18 protein-coding genes are annotated in these 19,349 nt (G+C 68.5%); 6 read left to right on the top strand and 12 right to left on the bottom strand.

The window, feature by feature from the left end; genetic code table 11:
* From K338_RS0116270 to K338_RS0116260, 3 genes are read left to right on the top strand one after another with little or no spacing between them, the layout of a single operon-like run.
* The gene (locus K338_RS0116270; protein WP_022919223.1) at positions 1-1,068 is read left to right on the top strand and encodes an ABC transporter permease; all 1,068 of its coding nucleotides are present in this window, start codon (positions 1-3) and stop codon (positions 1,066-1,068) included.
* A gap of 1 nt (position 1,069) precedes the next feature.
* A complete protein-coding gene (locus K338_RS23405) occupies positions 1,070-2,080 on the top strand; it encodes an ABC transporter permease (protein WP_022919222.1) in 1,011 nt (336 codons plus the stop codon).
* On the top strand, positions 2,077-3,792 hold the full coding sequence (locus K338_RS0116260) for a dipeptide ABC transporter ATP-binding protein (RefSeq protein ID WP_022919221.1): 1,716 nt from the start codon (positions 2,077-2,079) through the stop codon (positions 3,790-3,792). The genes K338_RS23405 and K338_RS0116260 overlap by 4 nt, the downstream gene beginning before the upstream one ends.
* Positions 3,793-3,843: 51 nt before the next feature.
* On the opposite strand, the gene K338_RS0116255 is transcribed toward K338_RS0116260, so the two are convergent.
* Positions 3,844-4,242, bottom strand: coding sequence for a hypothetical protein (locus tag K338_RS0116255; protein ID WP_157612562.1), 399 nt, complete (start codon positions 4,240-4,242; stop codon positions 3,844-3,846).
* A gap of 10 nt (positions 4,243-4,252) precedes the next feature.
* The gene (locus K338_RS0116250; RefSeq protein ID WP_022919219.1) at positions 4,253-4,696 is read right to left on the bottom strand and encodes a hypothetical protein; all 444 of its coding nucleotides are present in this window, start codon (positions 4,694-4,696) and stop codon (positions 4,253-4,255) included.
* 49 nt (positions 4,697-4,745) lie between these two features.
* Here K338_RS0116250 and K338_RS0116245 point away from each other — a divergent pair, with 49 nt between their 5' ends.
* Positions 4,746-6,017: a M18 family aminopeptidase gene (locus K338_RS0116245; protein ID WP_022919218.1), complete on the top strand. Its 1,272-nt coding sequence runs from the start codon at positions 4,746-4,748 to the stop codon at positions 6,015-6,017.
* 82 nt (positions 6,018-6,099) lie between these two features.
* Here the strand turns inward: K338_RS0116245 and K338_RS0116240 are convergent, their stop codons facing one another.
* The 7 genes from K338_RS0116240 to K338_RS23395 form a co-directional block, all read right to left on the bottom strand.
* Positions 6,100-6,552 (bottom strand): DUF805 domain-containing protein, encoded by a 453-nt coding sequence (locus tag K338_RS0116240; protein ID WP_022919217.1) that lies wholly within the window; start codon positions 6,550-6,552, stop codon positions 6,100-6,102.
* Positions 6,553-7,068: 516 nt separating this feature from the next.
* Entirely contained in the window at positions 7,069-7,398 is a 330-nt protein-coding gene (locus K338_RS0116230) for a cupin domain-containing protein (RefSeq protein WP_027286941.1), read from the bottom strand.
* A 2-nt stretch (positions 7,399-7,400) separates the two neighbouring features.
* Complete coding sequence (locus K338_RS0116225; RefSeq protein WP_022919215.1) at positions 7,401-7,757, bottom strand: carboxymuconolactone decarboxylase family protein; 357 nt, start codon at positions 7,755-7,757, stop codon at positions 7,401-7,403.
* 191 nt (positions 7,758-7,948) lie between these two features.
* Positions 7,949-8,809, bottom strand: coding sequence for a carbohydrate ABC transporter permease (locus K338_RS0116220; protein ID WP_022919214.1), 861 nt, complete (start codon positions 8,807-8,809; stop codon positions 7,949-7,951).
* Positions 8,809-9,717, bottom strand: coding sequence for a carbohydrate ABC transporter permease (locus K338_RS23400; protein WP_084481377.1), 909 nt, complete (start codon positions 9,715-9,717; stop codon positions 8,809-8,811). Before K338_RS23400 ends, K338_RS0116220 begins: the two co-directional genes overlap by 1 nt.
* On the bottom strand, positions 9,710-11,017 hold the full coding sequence (locus K338_RS0116210) for an ABC transporter substrate-binding protein (RefSeq protein ID WP_084481374.1): 1,308 nt from the start codon (positions 11,015-11,017) through the stop codon (positions 9,710-9,712). The genes K338_RS23400 and K338_RS0116210 overlap by 8 nt, the downstream gene beginning before the upstream one ends.
* Positions 11,018-11,073: 56 nt before the next feature.
* Positions 11,074-12,486, bottom strand: a complete 1,413-nt coding sequence (locus K338_RS23395) for an FAD-dependent oxidoreductase (protein WP_022919211.1) — start codon at positions 12,484-12,486, stop codon at positions 11,074-11,076.
* Between the two features lie 195 nt (positions 12,487-12,681).
* Between K338_RS23395 and K338_RS0116200 the strand changes: the two genes are divergently transcribed.
* The gene (locus K338_RS0116200) at positions 12,682-13,716 is read left to right on the top strand and encodes a LacI family DNA-binding transcriptional regulator (RefSeq protein ID WP_022919210.1); all 1,035 of its coding nucleotides are present in this window, start codon (positions 12,682-12,684) and stop codon (positions 13,714-13,716) included.
* A gap of 165 nt (positions 13,717-13,881) precedes the next feature.
* Here the strand turns inward: K338_RS0116200 and K338_RS0116195 are convergent, their stop codons facing one another.
* From K338_RS0116195 to K338_RS0116185, 3 genes are read right to left on the bottom strand one after another with little or no spacing between them, the layout of a single operon-like run.
* A complete protein-coding gene (locus tag K338_RS0116195; RefSeq protein WP_022919209.1) occupies positions 13,882-14,292 on the bottom strand; it encodes a hypothetical protein in 411 nt (136 codons plus the stop codon).
* Positions 14,293-14,332: 40 nt separating this feature from the next.
* Positions 14,333-14,728, bottom strand: a complete 396-nt coding sequence (locus K338_RS0116190; protein ID WP_022919208.1) for a hypothetical protein — start codon at positions 14,726-14,728, stop codon at positions 14,333-14,335.
* A 26-nt stretch (positions 14,729-14,754) separates the two neighbouring features.
* Positions 14,755-15,168 carry a hypothetical protein gene (locus K338_RS0116185; RefSeq protein WP_022919207.1) on the bottom strand — a complete coding sequence of 138 codons (414 nt, stop codon included), beginning with the start codon at positions 15,166-15,168 and terminating at the stop codon, positions 14,755-14,757.
* A gap of 247 nt (positions 15,169-15,415) precedes the next feature.
* On the opposite strand from K338_RS0116185, the gene K338_RS25285 reads away from it, so the two are divergent.
* A complete protein-coding gene (locus tag K338_RS25285) occupies positions 15,416-19,231 on the top strand; it encodes a PQQ-dependent sugar dehydrogenase (RefSeq protein WP_084481388.1) in 3,816 nt (1,271 codons plus the stop codon).
* Positions 19,232-19,349: the final 118 nt, after the last annotated feature.

Here is a 19,349-nt window from a genome sequence, read left to right as displayed (position 1 = left end):
GTGACGATCGCCGATGAACGGACCGTCGGGGCCAGCAAGGCACCCGGCACCGGGCTGGGCCGCTACATCCTGGTCCGGTTCCTGCTGATCATCCCGACGGTCTTCATCCTGGTCAGCCTGGTGTTCTTCCTGATGCGGGTGGTCGGGGACCCGATCAGCGCCTCGGTCGGGGGTCGCCTGACCCCCGACCAGCTGGCCGAACGGCTGGCCGAGGCGGGTTACGACCGTCCGTTGCTGGTGCAGTACGTGGAGTACCTCGGGCAGACCTTCACCGGCGACTTCGGCCGCACGCTGACCGACAACCGGGCGATCGGGGAGATCCTTCTCACCTACGGCACCGCGACGCTGGAGCTGGTGCTGTTCTCCCTGGTGGTGGCACTGGTGGTGGGGATCCCGTTCGGGATGCTGGCCGCCTACCTGCGGGACCGGTGGCCGGACGCGGTACTGCGGATCTTCGCGATCCTCTGCTACGCCACCCCGGTGTTCTTCGCCGGTCTGCTGCTGAAGCTGGTGTTCTCCGTGTGGCTGGGCTGGCTGCCCCTGTCCGGCCGCGCCACCCCGCAGGTGCAGCTGGTGCTCGGCCGCATCTCCGGCTCCACCGGGATCAACATCATCGACGCGCTGCGCACCGGCCGGTGGGACCTGATCTCCGATGTGCTCGCCCACGCCGCCCTCCCGGCGATCGCGCTCGGATTGCTCACCGCCGGGGTGTTCCTGCGGCTGGTGCGCACCAATGTGATCGGCACGCTGGGCCGGGAGTACGTGGACGCGGCCCGCTCCCGCGGGGTGAACGAGTCCCGCCTGGTGCGCAAGCACGCCTACAAGCCGGCTCTGATCCCGATCATCACGGTGATGGGCATGCAGATCGCGATGATGCTCGGCGGCGCAGTGCTCACCGAGACCACGTTCGAGTGGCGGGGCCTGGGTTTCGAGCTGGTGCGCTACCTGGGCGCCCGGGACTTCGTGGCCGTGCAGGGCATCGTGGCACTGCTGGCAGTGATCGTGGCGGTCACGAACTTCATCGTGGACGTCGTCGCGGCGCTGATCGACCCGAGGGTGAGGTACTGAGATGACTGAGAACACCTCCGCCCCGCCGCCGGAGGCACCCGTGGCGGACCGGACCGGACCGGCGTGGTCCCGGATACCGGTGCTGCGTGAGCTGCGGCAGTCCGTGGGACTGCAGCGCGGCATGCTGGTGGCCGGCCTGGCGCTGTGCCTGCTGTTCGTGCTGATGGCCCTGCTCGCGCCGCTGGTCGCCCCCTACCGATATAACCAGCTCGCCGACGACGCCGGCACCTTCGCCCGGCAAGCACCACCAGGGGATGGGCACCTGTGGGGCACCACCGTCGGCGGCTACGACGTGTTGTCCCGGGTGATCTGGGGAGCGCAAACGGCGCTGTCCACGGTGATCATCGCCGTGGTAGCGGCCCTATTCCTCGGGGTGCTGCTCGGGCTGGTCTCCGGGTACCTCGGCGGCTGGCTGGACCGGGTGCTGGTGACCATCGCCGATGCGATCTACGCGTTCCCCACGCTGCTGCTGGCGATCGTCATCTCCATCATGATCTCCGGTGGCCAGTCCTCCAAGTGGGGCGGCATCATCGCCGCGGCGCTGTCCATCACGGTGGTGTTCATCCCGCAGTACTTCCGGGTGGTGCGCGCGGAGACGGTGCGGTTGAAGGCCGAACCCTTCGTGGAGGCCGCGCAGGTGATCGGCACCCCCACCGGCCGCATCCTGTCCCGGCACGTGCTGCGCAACGCCACCCGGTCCCTGCCGCTGATCATCACCCTGAACGCCTCAGAGGCCATCCTCACCCTCGCCGGGCTCGGCTTCCTCGGCTTCGGCATCCTGCCCACCTCGGCCGCCGAGTGGGGCTACGACCTGAACCGCGCCATCTCTGACGTCGCCTCCGGCATCTGGTGGACTGGCGTGTTCCCCGGCGCCGCGATCGTGCTGCTCGTGCTCGGGGTGACCCTGGTGGGGGAGAGCCTGAACGACCTGGCCGACCCCCGGCTGCGGATCCGCAGGCGAGCCATCGGCGGGGCGAGCATCGAGAACCGGGACGAGGAGGAGCAACGATGAGCCAGAGGACCCCTGCGCCCGGTGACGCACCCGAGACCGGCGGCTCCGCCGTCGTCGACATCCGCGACCTGCGGATCACGTTCGCCACCGACGCCGATCCGGTGCGTGCCGTGGACGGTGTGGACCTGACCGTGCGGCCCGGGGAGGTGCTCGCCGTGGTGGGCGAGTCCGGCTCGGGCAAGACAGTCACCGGCAAGTCCATCCTCGGGCTCCTGCCGGAGACCGCGACCGTGCAGGGTGCCGTGCTGCTCGACGGGCAGGACGTGACCACCCTCAGCGGCACGCAGCTGCGGCAGGTGCGCGGCCGCGATGCGGCGATGGTGTTCCAGGAACCCTCCTCCGCGCTGAACCCGGTGTACACGATCGGCTGGCAGCTCACCGAAGGGCTGCGCGCGCACGGTGTGCGGTCGAAGAAGGCAGCCCGGGCGAAGGCGATCGAGGTGCTCGGCCAGGTGGGCATCCCGGACCCGCAGAGCCGGGTGGACCACTACCCGCACCAGTTCTCCGGCGGCCAGAAGCAGCGCATCGTCATCGCCATGGCCCTGGTGCTCGGGTCGAAGGTGATCGTGGCCGACGAGCCGACTACCGCCCTGGACGTGACGGTGCAGGCGGAGATCCTGGACCTGCTGCGCCGGGTGCGCACCGAGTTCGACACCGCGATCGTGCTGATCACCCACAACATGGGCGTGGTCGCCGACCTGGCCGACCGGGTGGCCGTGATGTACCAGGGGAAGGTGGTGGAGGAGGCGCCGGCGCGGGCACTGTTCGCCGACCCGCAGCACAGCTACACCCGGGCGCTGCTGGCGGCGGTACCGGCACTGCCGACCCGCGCCGGCTCCGCAGGGGTGGGCGAGCGGCAGGCCACTGCGGAAGACCCCCAGCCGGACGGCGGAGCTCCCCTCGTGCAGGCCCGTGACCTGCACGTGGTCTACCCAAGCAGGTTGGGCCGGCCCGGGTTCCACGCGGTGGCCGGTGCCTCGTTCGAGATCGCGCCCGGGGAGGTGCTCGGGTTGGTCGGGGAGTCCGGGTCCGGCAAGACCACGATTGGGCGGGCGATCGCCGGGCTCACCCGCGCCACCGGCGGGTCGCTGCAGGTGCTCGGGCACGAGATGGTCGGCTTTCGGGAGCGGGCGTTCCGGCCGCTGCGGGCCCGGATCGGGTTCGTGTTCCAGGACCCGGCCACCTCGTTCAACCCGTTGCTGACGATCGCCGACTGCATCGCCGAACCGCTGATGGTGCACACCTCGGCCACACCGCGGGAGGTGCGCAGCCGGGTGGCGGCGCTGCTGGACGCGGTGCACCTGCCGCAGCACTTCGGCGACCGGTACCCGCACGAGCTCTCCGGCGGGCAGCGGCAGCGGGCCAGCCTGGCGCGGGCGCTGGCGCTGGACCCGGAGCTGCTGATCGCCGACGAACCCACCTCCGCGCTGGATGTGTCCGTACAGGCGCGGGTGCTGGAGGTGTTCACCGAGCTGCAGGAACGGCTCGGTTTCGCGGCCCTGTTCATCAGCCACGACCTGGCCGTGGTCGGCATGCTCGCCCGCCGGATCGCTGTCCTGTACCGCGGAGAGCCGGTGGAGCTGGGGGAGAGCGCTAGCGTGCTGCTCGACCCGCAGCACAGCTACACCCAGCGGCTGCTCGCCTCTGTGCCGGTGCCCGATCCGGTGGCCCAGGAACGGCGACGGGAGGAGCTGGCGGCGCTGGCGGACTGAGGCGCACAGGTTGGTCTGCGTGCAGCGTGCCGCTATCGGAGGTGGCTCCGGTCAGCGCCGCGGCGGCAGGGCGCGCACCTGGTCGGTGCCGGGCCGGTAGGCCACCAGGTGGTTGGTGCCGACCTCGAACTGGGGCTTCTCGGAAATCCGCAGCAGGTACTTCTCCTCCCAGCCGAGAAACTGCTGCCCCTGCTTGGTGTGCACGTGGTAGGTGATCCGGTAGAGCGGCGTCTCGTTGACCTTCCGGTACATGTACTGCAGGTCGGTCACCACGCCGTGACCCACCGGTGCGCCCTGGAACGCGGGGTCCAGGGTGGTGCGCCGCTTCCGGCGGGCGCGCAGCAGCAGGATAATCCCCCCGACCATCAAGGCGAACAGCGCCAGGTTGACGATGATGAGCACCGCCGGGGAGCCGGAGGAGGAGCTGGCAGTGACGATCTCGGCAAGCACGGCGACCACCCTACGGCCTGCGGGCGGGTGGTCCGCCGTGGCGGCGGGTGCGGGCCCGCACCTGGTCGCTGCCGAGCCGGTAGGCGACCCGGTGCCGGGTGCCGACACTGAACGCAGTCGCCGCGTCGGCCGGGGCGAGGTACTTCTCCTCCCAGCCGTGGTACTCGTGCCCCTGCGGAGTGGTCACCTCATAGCTGATCCGGTAGCGGAGCTTGCCCTTGGCAGCGCCCGGGAGGGGTTCGGCGTCCTCCTCGGTCACCTGCTCGCAGGCCAGCACCACACCGTCACCGATCGGTGCGCCCCGGAACACCAGCTCGAGCGGATCCTCGGGGCCACGGATGCGCCGGAACACCAGCATGATCACCACCACCACGACCGAGGCTGCCACGATCAGCGGGCTGCTCACCAGGGTGGAGGCACCGGCCGCGGTGGCGGCCACGATCGGTTCGGGCACCGCACCACCCTACGTGAGCCGGGCCGCACCGCCGTGGTTGGATTGCCTCATGAACCACCTGGCCCAGTACACTGACGACCTCGGGGCGTTCATCACCGCCTCGCCCTCCTCCTACCACGCGGCCGCGGAGGCCGCCCGCCGCCTGGACGACGAAGGGTTCACCCCGCTGGCCGAGGACCAGGACTGGCCCGCGCAGCCGGGCGGCTACTACGTGCTGCGCGACGGTGCCCTGATCGCCTGGCTGCAGCCGGCCTGTGCGGGACCGACCACACCGTTCCGCGTGCTGGGTGCGCACACCGACTCACCCGGCTTTAAGCTCAAGCCGCGAGCTTCCACCGGGTCGCACGGGTGGCTGCAGGCCGGGGTGGAGGCCTACGGCGGGCCGCTGCTGAACTCCTGGTTGGACCGGGAGCTGGAGCTGGCCGGCCGCCTGGTGCTGCGGGACGGCACTGAGCACCTGGTGCGCACCGGGCCGCTGCTGCGCATCCCGCAGCTGGCGATCCACCTGGACCGGGAGGTGAACAACGGCCTGGTGCTGGACCGGCAGCGGCACCTGCAGCCCGTCTGGGGAGTGGGTGACGGCGGAGACCTCCTTGGTCTGCTCGCCCGCCGTGCCGGGGTGGAGCCCGGCGAGGTCGCCGGGTACGACCTGCTGACTGCGGACACCCAGGCCCCGGCGCGGTTCGGCCGCGAGGAGGAGCTGCTGGCCGCCGGGCGGATGGACAACCTGCTCTCCGTGCACGCGGGGGTGCGGGCGATGATCGCGGCCGCGCACGAGGGCGGCTCCGAGCACATCAGCGTGCTCGCCGCCTTCGACCACGAGGAGCTCGGGTCGCAGACCCGGTCCGGGGCCTCCGGCCCGGTCCTGGACGACGTGCTCACCCGGATCGGGGAGACCCTCGGTGCCACCCGGTCCCAGCAGCGGCAGGCCTACGCCGCCTCCTGGTGCCTGTCCGCCGACTGCGGGCACGCTGTGCACCCGAACTACCCGGAACGGCACGACCCGGCGAACCAGCCGTCGGCCGGCGGGGGAGTGCTGCTGAAGATCAACGCCAACCAGCGCTATGCCACCGACGCCACCGGTGCTGCCCTGGGGGCGCGGCTGGCGGCCGCCTCCGGCGCCCCGTACCAGGAGTTCGTCTCCAATAACACGGTCCCGTGCGGGTCCACCATCGGTCCGCTGACCGCCACCCGGCTGGGCATCCGCACCGTGGACGTCGGCGCGCCGCTGCTGTCCATGCACTCCGCCCGAGAGCTCGTGCACACCGCCGACGCCGCCGCCCTGGGCGATATGGTCGGCGCCTTCTTCGCCGGCGCCTGACCCCCCAGGGTTCGCGAACGCTCGCCTTTGCGGCTGCTGAACCGATTCAGGCCGCAAAGGCGAGCGTTCGCGAACCCTGGGCCTAGAGCTGGAACGGCGGCTTGGCGCCCACGGGTGCCAGTCCGTACTGGTTCGCGACCGGTTGGGAGGGCAGTGCGCACAGCACGAGCAGGGCGATGCTGCCGATCGAGGGGATGAACACGATCAGGTACAGCCACCCGCTCTGCCCGATGTCATGCAGCCTGCGGGCGGTGGCTGCGATCGTGGGCACGATCGTGCCCAGCACCACCACGATGATCCAGAGGCTGAACAGGCCTGCCAGCGCCCCCTTGCCCGGGGCGGTGTTGGTGGACACGCCGACCACGAGCAGCAGCACCACGGGCACGAACACGGCGAGGAGCTGCGCCAGCGTCCACCACCAGTACTCGCTGCGGGAGGCACGACCGCTGAACGTCGCGTAGTTGCTGAGCACCCGCTTGACCGCCTCGAAGAGGCCCAGACCCGACGGGGTGGGGATCTGCGGGGTGTTGAACATGCCGTACGACGTGTGCGGGGTGCCGTAGCCGTAGGCGTGCGGTGGCGGCTGGGTGTAGCCACCCTGCGGGACGCTGTAGCCACTCTGGTCGGGGCTGTGGGCGGGCGGCCCGAAGGGCGAGGGGCCGTACGCGCCCGGAGCGCCTGGTGCACCTGGTGCACCTGGAGCGCCCGGTGCCCCTGGAGCGCCCGGAGCACCCGGCGGGCCCGGCGGGGGAGGCGGCGGCGGGTGGGGTACCGCAGCGGTTGGCTGGCCCGGTGCTGGCGGGACCGGTTGGCCCCAGCCGGCATCTGCCTGCTGCAGTAGCGGCGACCCGCACTGCGGGCAGCTGCTCACGGCCGCCGTCACCGGCGTCCCGCACGTCGTGCACGTCATTCCAGGTCCCCTTCCACGTCCTGCTGCCGGTGTGCACCGGGCAGGTACTGCCGGGCAGAAGGGTAGTCGGTCCCGGCGCCGGGCGGCGCCGGTGGGCCCGTGGGGTGGCGCCCGTGCGGCAATGAGCCGGTGGCAGCGTGGTCAGTGCTTGGCGACGCTGAGCAGGAAAGCGGTCTCGGTCACGGCCTCGATCGAGTGCCGCTCGTCGGGCACGGTGAGGAAGTCGCCCTGACGGCCCTCCCAGGACACGTCCCCGGCCAGGAGCTTCAGCCGTCCGTGGATCACCAGCACCGTGGCGTCGCCCGGATTCTCGTGCTCGGCGAGCTCCGTGCCGGCGGTCATCGCCACGATCGTCTGGCGCAGCCGTTTCTCGTGCCCGCCGTAGACGGTCTCCGCCGCCCGACCGCTGGACGCGCGGGCCGCCCGCTCGCCGAGCTGGCGGGCCATCGCGTCCAGGCTTGGTTTTCGCACGGTCACCCCTCCCGGGTGCTCTGCTGGGGGTGCACGTGCTCGATCGCGGACATCGCGAGCGTGGAGTGCGCATAGGCACCACCGGCCCGCATCTCTGCCGCCACCCAGATCGCCTCCATGATCTGCTCCGGACTGGCGCCCTTGCGCACGGCCAGCTTGGTGTGCCCGTCGATGCAGTACGGGCACTGCGTGGTGTGCGCGACCGCCACGGCGATCAGCTGTTTGGTGGTCTCGTCCAGGGCACCGGGGGCGAACACCGCCCGGCTGAACGCCTCGAACGCCTCGTGTGCCTCGGGTGCGAGCTCCTTGCGGCGTCGCGCTTCAGCGGCTGTGGTGGGGTGGTAGAGCGAGTCTGACACCTGAGACCTCCTTCGGAAGACGGCGGCGCACACGTCCGCACGCCGCAGCACCCGCGTGCAGCGGGCACCTGCTGCCATTCAACCGCGGATCGACCCGGTGTGCCCGATCGGTCCAGGCGTCAGCGTCCGCCGGCGGGTGGTCTTCGTCCACCGGACAGTGGGGTCGGGCCGCAGGCCCGGCCCTTGGCACCTCACCCCTTCACGGCCCCGCGCATCAGTCCCGCGACCAGATACCGCCCGAAGAACACCACCAGCACCAGGATCGGCACCAGGGCCAGCACGGCACTCGCCGTCAACGGACCCCACTGCCGGCCGAACGCACTGATGAACTGGTAGACCGCTACCTGCACCGGCCGGTACTCGGAGGAGTTGACCATCACCGAACCGGCCACGAACTCGTTCCAGGATCCGATGAACACGAAGATGCTGGCCGCGCCCAGGCTCGGCCGGCACAGCGGAAGCACCACGGAGAAGAAGGTCCGCAGCCTGGAGGCACCGTCCAGCGTGGCCGCCTCGTCCAGCTCGGTGGGTACCCCCTCCATCGCACCCTTGATGATCCAGACGGCCATCGGCAGGTTGTAGCCCAGGTACAGCAGCGGCAGGATCACCGGAGTGTCCAGCAGCCCCAACGCCGCGAAGTACAGGTAGTTCGGGATCACCAGCACCGCTGCACCCATCGACAGCGGGATACAGGCCACGATCACTCCGAACAGCTGCCGACGCAGCGGGAACCGGAACCGGTCGAAGGCATAGGCGGCGATCGCCCCGAGCACCACAGCGGCCAGCGTTGCCACACCGGAGTACAGCACGCTGTTCGCCAGGTTTCGGGTGAAGGTCCCCTCGAGCACCTGGGCGTAGTGCTCAGTGGTGAGGTCTCCGACCAGGAACGAAGGCGGGAACGCGAAGATCCTCTCCGGCGGCCGTACCGAGGTCGCCACGCCCCAGAGCACCGGGGCGATGTTGATCAGGGCGACGACCGCAGCCGCCAGCACCACGACGATCCGGACGACCTGCCGGCGGGTGCGGACCCGAGGCTGCAACGACTCTGCCATCACACGCTCCACCGGGCGAGCCGCAGGTAGGCGAACACCAGGCCGACGTTCAGCACCAGGGCCACGGAGGCCAGTGCCACACCACCGGAGAAGTCGAAGTGGGTGAACGCCTGCTGGTAGATGGCCAGCGGCAGGATCTGCGTCGCATCCCCTGGGCCGCCGCCGGTGGTCACGAGCGGGGCCTCCACATTGTTCAGGTTGCTCATCGTGAGCACCACCGTGGTGATGACCAACGGCGTCTTCAGCATCGGCAGGGTGATGAGCCGGAACTGCTGGCCGGTGTTGGCGCCATCCACCGTCGCGGACTCGTAGTACTCGGCCGGGATCGCCTTGATCCCGGCGAGCAGGATGAGGACCGCGAAGCCCAGCGTGCGCCACAGGGCCACCAGGATCAGCGTGACCATCGCCAGGGTCGGGTCGGTCAACGGCTTGATGTGCAGACCCAGCAGGCTCGCCAGGTAGACGCCCGGGCTGATGTCCGCCACGAAGAACCAGCGGAAGAGCAAGGCTCCGACGATCGTGGAGATCACCCAGGGCAGCACCACCAGGATCTGCACCGCGGTGGCTCGGCCCGTCGTCAGCCGGTCCAGGAAGACGGCCACCACGAGGGCTGCTGCCAACGTCAGCGCTACAGTCACCACCGCGAACCCGAGGGTGCGCACCAGCACCTCGACCATCTCCGGGTCGGAGAACACGCGCTGGTAGTTCTCCAGCCCGGCGAACCCGACCGGCCGCACGGACTGCAGCTTCAGCAGGCTGTAGTAGATGGCGAACCCGGCCGGCAGGATGAGCACGACCAGCAGGACGAGCATGACCGGCGCGACGTAGACCAGGCCCATCCAGTCCCGCCGGTGCGCCCGTTCCGGTGCTGTCGACCGCCGACCCGGGGCTAGTGTCGACTCAGCCATGGTCGAGGGACTGGGCGGCCGCTTCCATCGCCTGCGCAGGGTCTGCCTCTCCGAGGAGCACCTGCTGCACTGCGCCGTTCAGCGCCTCACGCCAGCCTGCGGTCGGGATGGTGGTCGGTGGCAGCCAGCCGTACTCCTGAGATCCCTCCAGCACCACCGAGAGGAAGGAGTTCTCCGGATCGGCGAGGAAGTCCGCGTTGTTCTCCGCGGTGGAGGCGTACAACGGAGGCTGCTGTGCGTCGAGCATCCACTGCTCGTCCGCCTCGGGGCTGGACATGTAGGCGACGAAGTCGGCAGCCTGCTCGGCAACCTCGCTGCCCGCCCACACACCGACCGACCAGCCTGCCAGGTTGCCCGGAGCCGGGTTCTGCCCGTCCTCGGAGGGGTAGTGCATGAACCCGACGTTCTCCGCGCCCACCTGTTCCTGCATGGTGGGTACGCGGACACTGGCGGCGTTGATCATCGCCACCTGGCCGGCGGAGAACAGCTCGTAGAGGTCCTCAGCGGTCAGGCGCACGGAGTCGTCCGGAGTGACCTGGCTGTCGGTGACGAAGCCGGCCTGGAACTCCATGGCGGCGATGCCCTCGTCGGTGGCCCACAGGGGAGTGCCGTCATCACCGAACATCGCACCCTGGCTCTCCACGAGCCGGGCGGAGAGGATCTGCGGGTCGGCGAACGACGTGCCGAACGCCTGCCCCAGGCCCCACCGGTTCTCACCCGGGGCGGTCAGCTCTTCGGCTGCTTGGGTGAGGTCGTCCCAGGTGGTGATCTGCTCCGGGTCGATTCCGGCTTCCTCGAGCAGGTCCGCTCGGTACATGATGCCGAAGTAGTTGCGGGAGTGGACCACGCCGTAGCTGGCGCCGTCATCGGTCTCCATGGTGTCCCAGTACACGTCGTGCAGCTCTTCGAGCTGGTCGGCGGGAAGGTCACCGAAGGCGAGCGAGTTCAAGTCGGCCAGGGCGCCCTGCTGTACGGCGCTGTAGACCTGGTCCAGCGCCACCCACATCACGTCCGGCGCGGTACCGGAGACGTCCGCTGCGAGGAACTGCTGGGTCATCGTGTCCCACTGCTGCACCTCGACGTTCACCGTGACCTCTGGGTTGGCCTCCTCATAGGACTCGATGAGGTCGCCGAGCACTTGCTCGCGTCCGGAGTCCCCGGCGGGATCGAGGAACGTCCACATGGTGATCTCGGTGCTGGAGCTGTCTCCGCCGCCGCTGCAGGCGGCGACGAGACCGAGGGTGAGCGTGGCGCTGGTCAGGGTGAGCATGCGCCGTCTGCGGGTGTTCCGTGCCGACATCCTTGTCTCCTTTCGAGGTGGACGGGCCGTGTGCCCGGGTCACCGGTCTTCTCTGGTCAGTAGGTGTGCACGCCGACGGCGGAGCGCGCCGGCATACCGGGAAGGATCGCGCCCTGGTCGTGCAGGTCGGCCCGAAGACGGGCGACGTCGACGTCCTTCACCGACCCGCCGGTCTCGACGGCGCTCGCCGCGGCGAGCCCGGCCGATTCGGCGATCGCCATGCAGGTGCCCATCACCCGTGCGGCGGCGAACACGGTGGAGTCCACCGAGATCGTCCGGCCGCTGAGCAGCAGGCCGTCGACCTGCTGGGGCACCAGGCAGCCGTACGGGATGCCGAACGGCTCCTCGACCACCTGCAGGTCGATCCCGTCACCGGTGCCGGAGTGGATGTCGATGTTGTAGGCGGACAGCGCGATGGCTTCCTCGCTGGTGGTCGGGCTGTCCAACGTGCCCATGGTGAGGCGGTGCTCGCCGATGAAGTGGCGTGTCTCTCGGATGCCGAGCGCCGGGGCGATCTGGGAGAGCTCCACCTGCTCGAAACCGGGCATGCTGCTGCGCATGAAGTCGAGCAGCTCAAGTACCTGCCCGTACCCGGTCTCCAACCCCTTGGAGAGCTGGACGGGGTCGGAGGCGTCGATCCGGGTCACTCGGGAGGTGTTGATCGCCAGCTGCCGGTCCGAGGCGGTGGAGATGTAGATGAACTGGTTGCGCGGGATGGTGAACGCGCCTGCCGCCCGAGCCTGTGCAATTCGCTGGGTCATGCCGATGAAGCAGTGTCCGGGGGTGCGCCGGAGGAAGTCGACGTCGTAGTCCACGGCGTAGGACTCCTTGATACCCATCTCCTCCGGATCGTCGTCCAGGAAGGCGAAGAAGCGGTCCAGGTCGTGTCCGGTGACGGTGAACATCAACGTGCTCGGTTGCATGGTGCGGGTGCCGTCCTGGCCCAGGGTGTGCGGCACGCCGGCGAGGTAGGCGAGGTCCCCGTCGCCGGTGGCGTCGATGAAGACGCGCGCCTCGATACGGGTCTTGGTGAGCTTTCCGTAGACAGTCGCCGAGCGGAGGGTGTCCGAGGGGTCGATGTCGACGTCCAGGAGCTCGTTCTCGAACAGGATGTCGACGCCGGCTTCCTGGCACATCTGGACCGCGACGATCTTCAGCAGGTCCGGAGAGATCGGGGTGATCGAGTTGTGCACCGGGCAGCGGAAGTGCCCGGGCGACCCACCGACGGCGACGAGCCGGTCGACCAGCTCCTGCGCGATGCCGCCCAGTGCTGGGTTGCCAGCCCGGTCGAGGAAGCCGAGGATGCCCAGCCCGGAGGCCGCGGCGCCGCCCAGAGCTGCGGTGCGCTCCACCAGGATGGTGCGGGCTCCCGCACGGGCTGCGGCGATCGCCGCAGGCAGTCCGCCGGGTCCACCGCCGATCACGGCGACGTCATAGCTGACTGCGTTCTCGCGCAGTGGGGGTCTCATCAGAGCCTTTCGTCCGAGGGTGAGCACGCCGCAGGGTCGCCTTGCAGGGCGTGCAGAGTCGACGGACGGGTGTGGTGCCCGTGAACTGGTTCGCCTGCGGCTAGTGGAGCCCAAACCTGGTGAACAATCGATTTTTCAGGACACTAGTGACAGGATGGTCGAGTGTCAACCCCGTCGTCTCGATATCGTGCGACCATGTATCCGCGCGGCCACCCGACGTTGCGGGACGTGGCGAACGAGGCCGGCGTCTCGCCGGCGATCGCCTCCCGCGTGCTGAACGAGGATCCGAAGGTCCGGGTACGAGACGACACCCGCGAACGGATCCGGTCTGTGGCCACCGCGTTGGGATACGTGCCGCACTCGGTGGCCCGCTCGTTGCGTGGCGCCCGGTCCGGAGCGATCGGCCTGGTGATGCATGGTCTGGACAGTCCGATCAATGTCGATGTGCTGGCCGGTGCGCAGAGCCGCTGCACCCGTGCCGGGTATGTCACGCTGCTGGCAGAGGCCGAGGAGCTGGCCGAGAACGACAGCCAGCTCCGGGCGTTCGTGGCCCGTGGACGCCTGGACGGAGTGATCCTGCACAGCGGCTACGGGCAGGAAGACCGGTTAGTGGAGGCGATCTCCTCATCGGTGCCGGCCGTGCTGGTGAACGCCGATGACGGGCGGAACGTCCCGACCGTGCGGGTCGACGACGCGGCGGCGGGTGTCCTCGCGACGGAGCACCTGCTCGGTCTCGGCCATCGTGAGATTGCGTTTGTGGCGGGACCGGACGGATCGCAGACCTCGGATCGTCGGGAGTCGGGCTACCGGGCGGCGCTCCGGCAGGTGGGGCTGGCGGGCGGGGCAGACATCGTGCACGCGGGCTGGTCACCGCGGTCGGGAGCTGTTGCAGCAGAAGAGATCCTGCAGAGACCGCACCTGCCGACGGCGCTGGTGGTGGTGAACGCAGTGACGGCGAGCGGTGTGCTCAGCACGCTGCGAGACGCGTGGGTACGGGTGCCGGAGGAGATTTCGGTGGTGACGATCCATGACGCGTGGTTCGTCGAGCACCTTGCGGTGGCACTCACCGCAGTCCGCCTGCCGCTGCACCAGCTGGGCTCGACCGCTGCCACTTTGCTGATCGATGCTATCGACGGGCGGAGCCCGGAGACGAACACCTTCATCACTGAACCGGCTCCTGAGCTGGTGCTCAGACGATCCACGGACCATCCGCCGTCACGCGAGGGTTGAGCAGGGCCAGACATGACTGAGGGGCCGACCATGATGGCCGGCCCCTCAGCTTCGGTCCCCCTCGGACGGTTACCAGTGTGCGTCAGCACGCTTTCATCTCGCTGTCATCGGCGCGAATGCAACCCGCAGGCTGTCCTCAGGGCGCTGGCGCGTGTGCGCTCGTCACTACTCCGTGAACAACCAGAAGGAGTTGATCAGCGTCATCGACACGTTGGACCAGGTCCCGGGCATGACCGGCAGACGGCACTGGGTGCCGTTGCCGTTCTTGCACGCGGAGGCGTACGCGCGTCCGTACTGGTTGTTGAATACGCGGTGCCAACCCCACTGGTCGTAGACCTTGTGGACCCCGTAGGAGTAGAAGATGTACGTGGGGTTCCCACCATTCCAGCCCTCGCCTGGGTAGATGCACACGGCGCCGCGTGGACAGCCATGCGTGGACGCGGTGACGTCGTCGCTGGTCGCTGCGGGTGCTTCAGCAGCCTGAGCGGTGCTGGACAGCCCCGTCAAGGTGATCAGGGACAGGGCGAGCGAGGCGAGCACGGCGGTGAGCCTGGTACGGGTTCGAGTGCTAGTCATGGCAGATCTCCTCCAGAGTGCTGCGTGGAGAGTCGCCGGCTCAGTAGCTGAAGAGCCGGATCGACTCGACGTCAGTGAGATTGATGTCGGTGTACTCGCCAGGCGCGATCAGGTTGTCGCAGTCGGTGCCGTCGGTCCCGGCGCACAGCTCGACGTAGCCGAGGTCGTCCTGGTTGTTGAAGATGCGGTGCTCGTCGTACTGGTAGGAGACGCGGTGCGTGCCCTGCTCGTAGAAGACATGGCTGGGGCTGCCCCAGTTCCAGCTGTCGTCCGGGTAGAGACACACTGCACCGTCTGGGCAGCCGGTGAGCTCGCCCGATGGCGGCTCATGGCCAGCTGCCTGAGCGGCGCCCGAGACGCCGGCGATCGCGATGATCGTGATACCGGCAGTGGCCAGCAGGCGTCCTGCCCGCCTGGGTGAAGACGATCGGATCATGGGGTTCTCCTCCTCTGCGGTGATCGCTAGCTGGCGGGGCGGAGCTTGATCGCGTTGATCGGCGTGAAGCCGTAGTCGGCATAGAAGCCGGCAGGCATGAAGTTGCCGCAGTCGCTACCGGTATCCATGCACAGTCCCGCCCTGGCACCGTGCGTCTGGTTGTTGTAGATGCGGTGCTGCCCGTACTGGTTGTAGATCAGGTGCACACCGTAGGACCAGAACACATAGGTGGGGTTACCGCCGTTCCACCCTGCGCCGGGGTAGATGCAGACGGCGCCGCGCGGGCAGCCGTGGGGCGAGTCCGTGTAGCCGTAGTCCTGAGGTACGTAGGTCTCCGATGCCTGTGCGGCGCCGGAGACGCCGGTGATGGCCAGCAAGGACAGCGCAAGTGATGCGAGCACACCGGTGACCTTCCGCCGGCGAGTGCGAGTGGTAGTCATATGTGGAGCGTCTCCTTGCTCGGTGTCAGATGCAGGAACGACGCTGCTGCATAGTGCTTTCACTGTTCTTTCAGACTGCACAGGGTGAGGTGCCTACCGGGGTCTTTCTGCGACGGGCAACTACTGCTACCCTCCACTAGAGGCAGGAAAGCGCTTGCCGACGGGGAGGACGATGATGTCAGTACGTGTTCGCTTTTTTCGCAGGAGTCTCGTGGCGGCGGGAGCGGCCGCGGCAGTGTGTCTCGCGATGGTGACGACGCCCGCTGGAGCCGATCCGGGAGACGTCACCTTCACCGAGGTGTTCGACTTCGAGGAGTACAGCACCGGCGGCCTGGATGGGCAGGACGGGTGGAGCGCGACCGAAGCAGCGCAGGTCATCCCGGATCCGTTGAACGGGAACAACCGCGTGGTGGAGATGACCGGTGGCGCGCATTGGGCACGGCGCGCCACCGCCGAGATCCCTGAGGGGGAGACCGGCACTCTGTTCTTCCGGTTCCTGCGAACCGGGAGCGTGGACACCTCGTTCGGCCTCACCGACGTCGACGAGCCCACCACGTACGAGAACAGCCGCGCCTACGTCAACAACCAGAACGACGACAGGATGCTCGTTCGCGACGGGGACCACTTCGAGGAGGTTGGTGACTGGGGCCGAGGTGCGTGGCAGTGTGTCTGGATCGTCGCGGACAACGCCTCCGACCAGGTCTCTGTGTACAGCCAGGGCGGGCCGTACGAGGAGCAGACCCGCCTGCCGGAAGGTGCCGAGAGGCAGTTCGGCTTCCGACAGGCGGTGGACGGTCCGCTGGATCGGTTCTTCTGGATCAACGGCTCTTCCAGCGAGGGTCAGCTGATGCTGGACGACGTCGCCGTGGACACGACCGGGGAGAACCTCGACATTGCCACGGGCAATCCTGGGGACTGCGCACCCGGCGGCGACGAGACCGAGGAGCCGTTGCTGAACCCGCTGCCCGACCCCAGCCTTTCTCGGTTGGGCATAGAAGTCGAAGAGTTCGTCCAGCTGCCCGAGTCGCACACCACCCCGGAGACCCAGGATCCGCGTCTTGACCGACACAACCGGATCACCCACGTGGACGAGGTGCCGGACGGTTCAGGGCGCCTCATGGTGCCGGACATGAACGGCATGCTCTACCTGGTGGACAAGGAGTCCGGGGACTACGTCCCGTACCTGGATGTCCGGGAGCACTTCATCGACAACTTCCACAACCATGCCGGACTGGGCACCGGCCTGGGCTTCGCCGAGTTCCACCCGGCTTTCGCAGCGAACGGGATCTTCTACACCGTCCACACCGAAGCCGGTAGTGCCTTGGAAGAGGATGTCCCGGACTTCCCGGGTTACGGCAGCGTGGGGTTCCACAGCGTGCTCACCGAGTGGACAGCCGCCGATCCGTCAGCGCCGAGCTTCGAGGGCACCAGCCGGGAGATCATGCGGGTCCCCTACAACGGGCGTGTGCACACTATGCAGCAGATCGCGTTCAACCCGACCGTCGAGGAGGGAGACCCGGACTACGGAATGCTCTACATCCTCTCCGGTGACGGCGGTAACGGGGTCGGCAACGACAACCCGCAGGACCCCGCCACTCCACAGGGCACGATCATGCGGATCGACACCGCTGGCACCAACAGCGCCAACGGCCAGTACGGCATTCCGGCCGACAACCCGTTCCTAGACGTGCCAGGTGCGCTCGGGGAGGTCTACGCCGTCGGCATGCGTGACCCGCACCGGATCAGCTGGGACACAGAGGGCGACCACCAGCTCTACCTCGGTCACATCGGCGAGTGGCAAGTCGAGTCGGTGTACGAGGTGCAGGCAGGCGACAACTTCGGCTGGTCCGAGCGGGAAGGACCCTTCCGTGCCGAGAACCGGCAGATCTACCCGTTGCCTGAGGACGACGCGGAGCGCGGCTTCACCTATCCAGTGGCCGCCTACGACCACAACCGTGACCCGGGTCAGACCGGCGACGCCGGCATCGCTCTGAACGGAGGGTTTGTGTACCGCGGCAGCATCCCGGAGCTGCAGGACAAGTACCTGTTCACCGACCTGGTGCACGGATGGGTGCTGTCCACCGAGCACGAGGAGATGGTCCGCAACGATGGCGATGTCGATGCCCTGGCAGAGATCTCTCGGCTGCGCGTCTTCGCCGACGGTGAGGAGACGACGTTCGCTGAGCTGGTCGGGGACAGCCGGGTGGACCTGCGGTTCGGGTCCGACGCAGACGGTGAGCTGTACCTGATCGCCAAGGCGAACGGGAAGATCTGGCGCGTGACCGGCGCGCAGGAGGTCAGTGGTTCGTCACCGATCGTGCTTCCAGAGCTGGCTGAGCACACGGTGGCCCACTACGACTTCGACCACCCGGTGGAGGACGATGCCACCCTGGAGTCCGATCAGGGCTACTCCGGCACCGAGATCGAGCTGGTCAACGGTGGGCCCCAGATGCGCCTGGCCGACGCTGCCTACCCGGGTGCTGGTCAGTCCCTGCAGACCCAGCAGATGAGTGCCCAGGAGGACGGTGGCGATCCCCCAGGTGCCAGCAACGATGACTGGAAGGCAGGCACATACAACGAAGACGGTGTGGCTACGCTCAGTCCGTTCGCCGGCGCCGAGGCGATGAGTGTGATGGGCTGGTTCAAACCCACCGGGGACAACCCGCCACCGAACACCAACACCGACGACCCGGACGACCGCTATGGGGCCATCGGGCTGGCAGGCGTGCTCAGCGGAGGCTCCGACGGGCACAACGTGCGCGCCCTGCTGGAGGTCATCTCGGTCGGTGGCGAGCTCAAGCTGGTGGCACTGGGCCGGCAGCTGGACGGTGAGGGCTCGTGGACGTACGCGGCCGACCTGCCGTGGGAGGACATCCTCGTCCGCGGCGAGTGGGTACACCTGGCTGCCACCTTCGACTTCGTCGGCCAAGAGATGCGGCTGTACATGAACGGCGAGCCGCTCGAGGGCAGCTATACCTCCGAGACGACGCCGTGGGACGGCGGACCGGCCTCGGAGACGCTGCCTGCCGGTATCAAGATCGGCGGCAGCTACCCGCAGAACACCGAGGAGTTCAATCCGTTCGACGGACGGATGGACGACCTGATGTTCCTGGACACCGCGGCGACGCCGGAACAGGTCGCGGCGCAGTACGCCAGGTTCGAGGTCGAGCCCACACCGGTGCCCGAGCCGCCGTCGTGCGAGCTCGGAGAGCCGGTGAGCGACCTGATGGCTGCGGAGAACTGGACCCCCCGGACGCCCGAGCTCTGGGACCTTCCCGGTGACGAGATCATCCTCGCTGAGGCCGGTACCGACCCAGGTGACGGAATTCGCCGTCCGTTCGAGTATGCGCTCCTGGACTCTGTAGTGCCCGATGGGTCGGTGGAGCTGACGGCCGACGTCCGGCTGGACACACCCGCATCGATCGACAACCGGGACATCATCCTGGTCTTCGGTCACCAGTCGGACACGGAGTACTACTACGCCCACATCTCGCAGGACAACACGATCTACGCCCACAACGGCATCTTCAAGGTGGACAACGCCGACCGGGAGCGGATCGACGACCAGTGGGACGGCACGATCGGGGCGCCACCGGCGATCACCGACGAGGAGTTCCACCAGGTACGGCTGGTGCACTGTGCCGACACCGGCGAGATGGCCGTCTGGATCGACGGCCTGGATCGACCGTTGTTCACCGCGACGGACACCACCTTCGACTCCGGACAGGTCGGCTTCGGATCGTTCGACAACATCGGCCGGATGCGGAACCTGGCTGTCTCTGTGGCGGCTGACAGCACCACGCTGAGCGTCGATCCGAACCAAGCACAGCCCGGGCAGAGCGTGACAGCCACCGGGACTGGGTTCGAACCGGGGGAGCTGGTGTTCCTGCGCCTGGACGGCGTGCACGGTCTGGCTGGTCGCGTGGCGGCCGACGGAGAAGGGGCGTTCCAGACCGAGATCCGGGTACCCCGCCAGACCCGCGCCGGCAGCTACGACGTGGTCGCCCTCGGTCGGCGCTCCGACGCCGTGGCACGCGCGGACCTGGAGGTGCTGGACCGGTAGCCGGGCACCGCGAGGTGGGGTCGATCGGGGCCGGAGCGCCCGGTCGACCCCACCTTCCTCGAAACGGGCGGATACTGCTTTGACACACCCAGATGGCACACCTAGAATTCACGCCACG

This window comes from Ruania albidiflava DSM 18029, assembly GCF_000421225.1.
GTDB lineage: Bacteria > Actinomycetota > Actinomycetes > Actinomycetales > Beutenbergiaceae > Ruania > Ruania albidiflava.
Note: the sequence above shows the minus strand (reverse complement) of the source record. Positions and strands in the feature narration are given on the sequence as shown.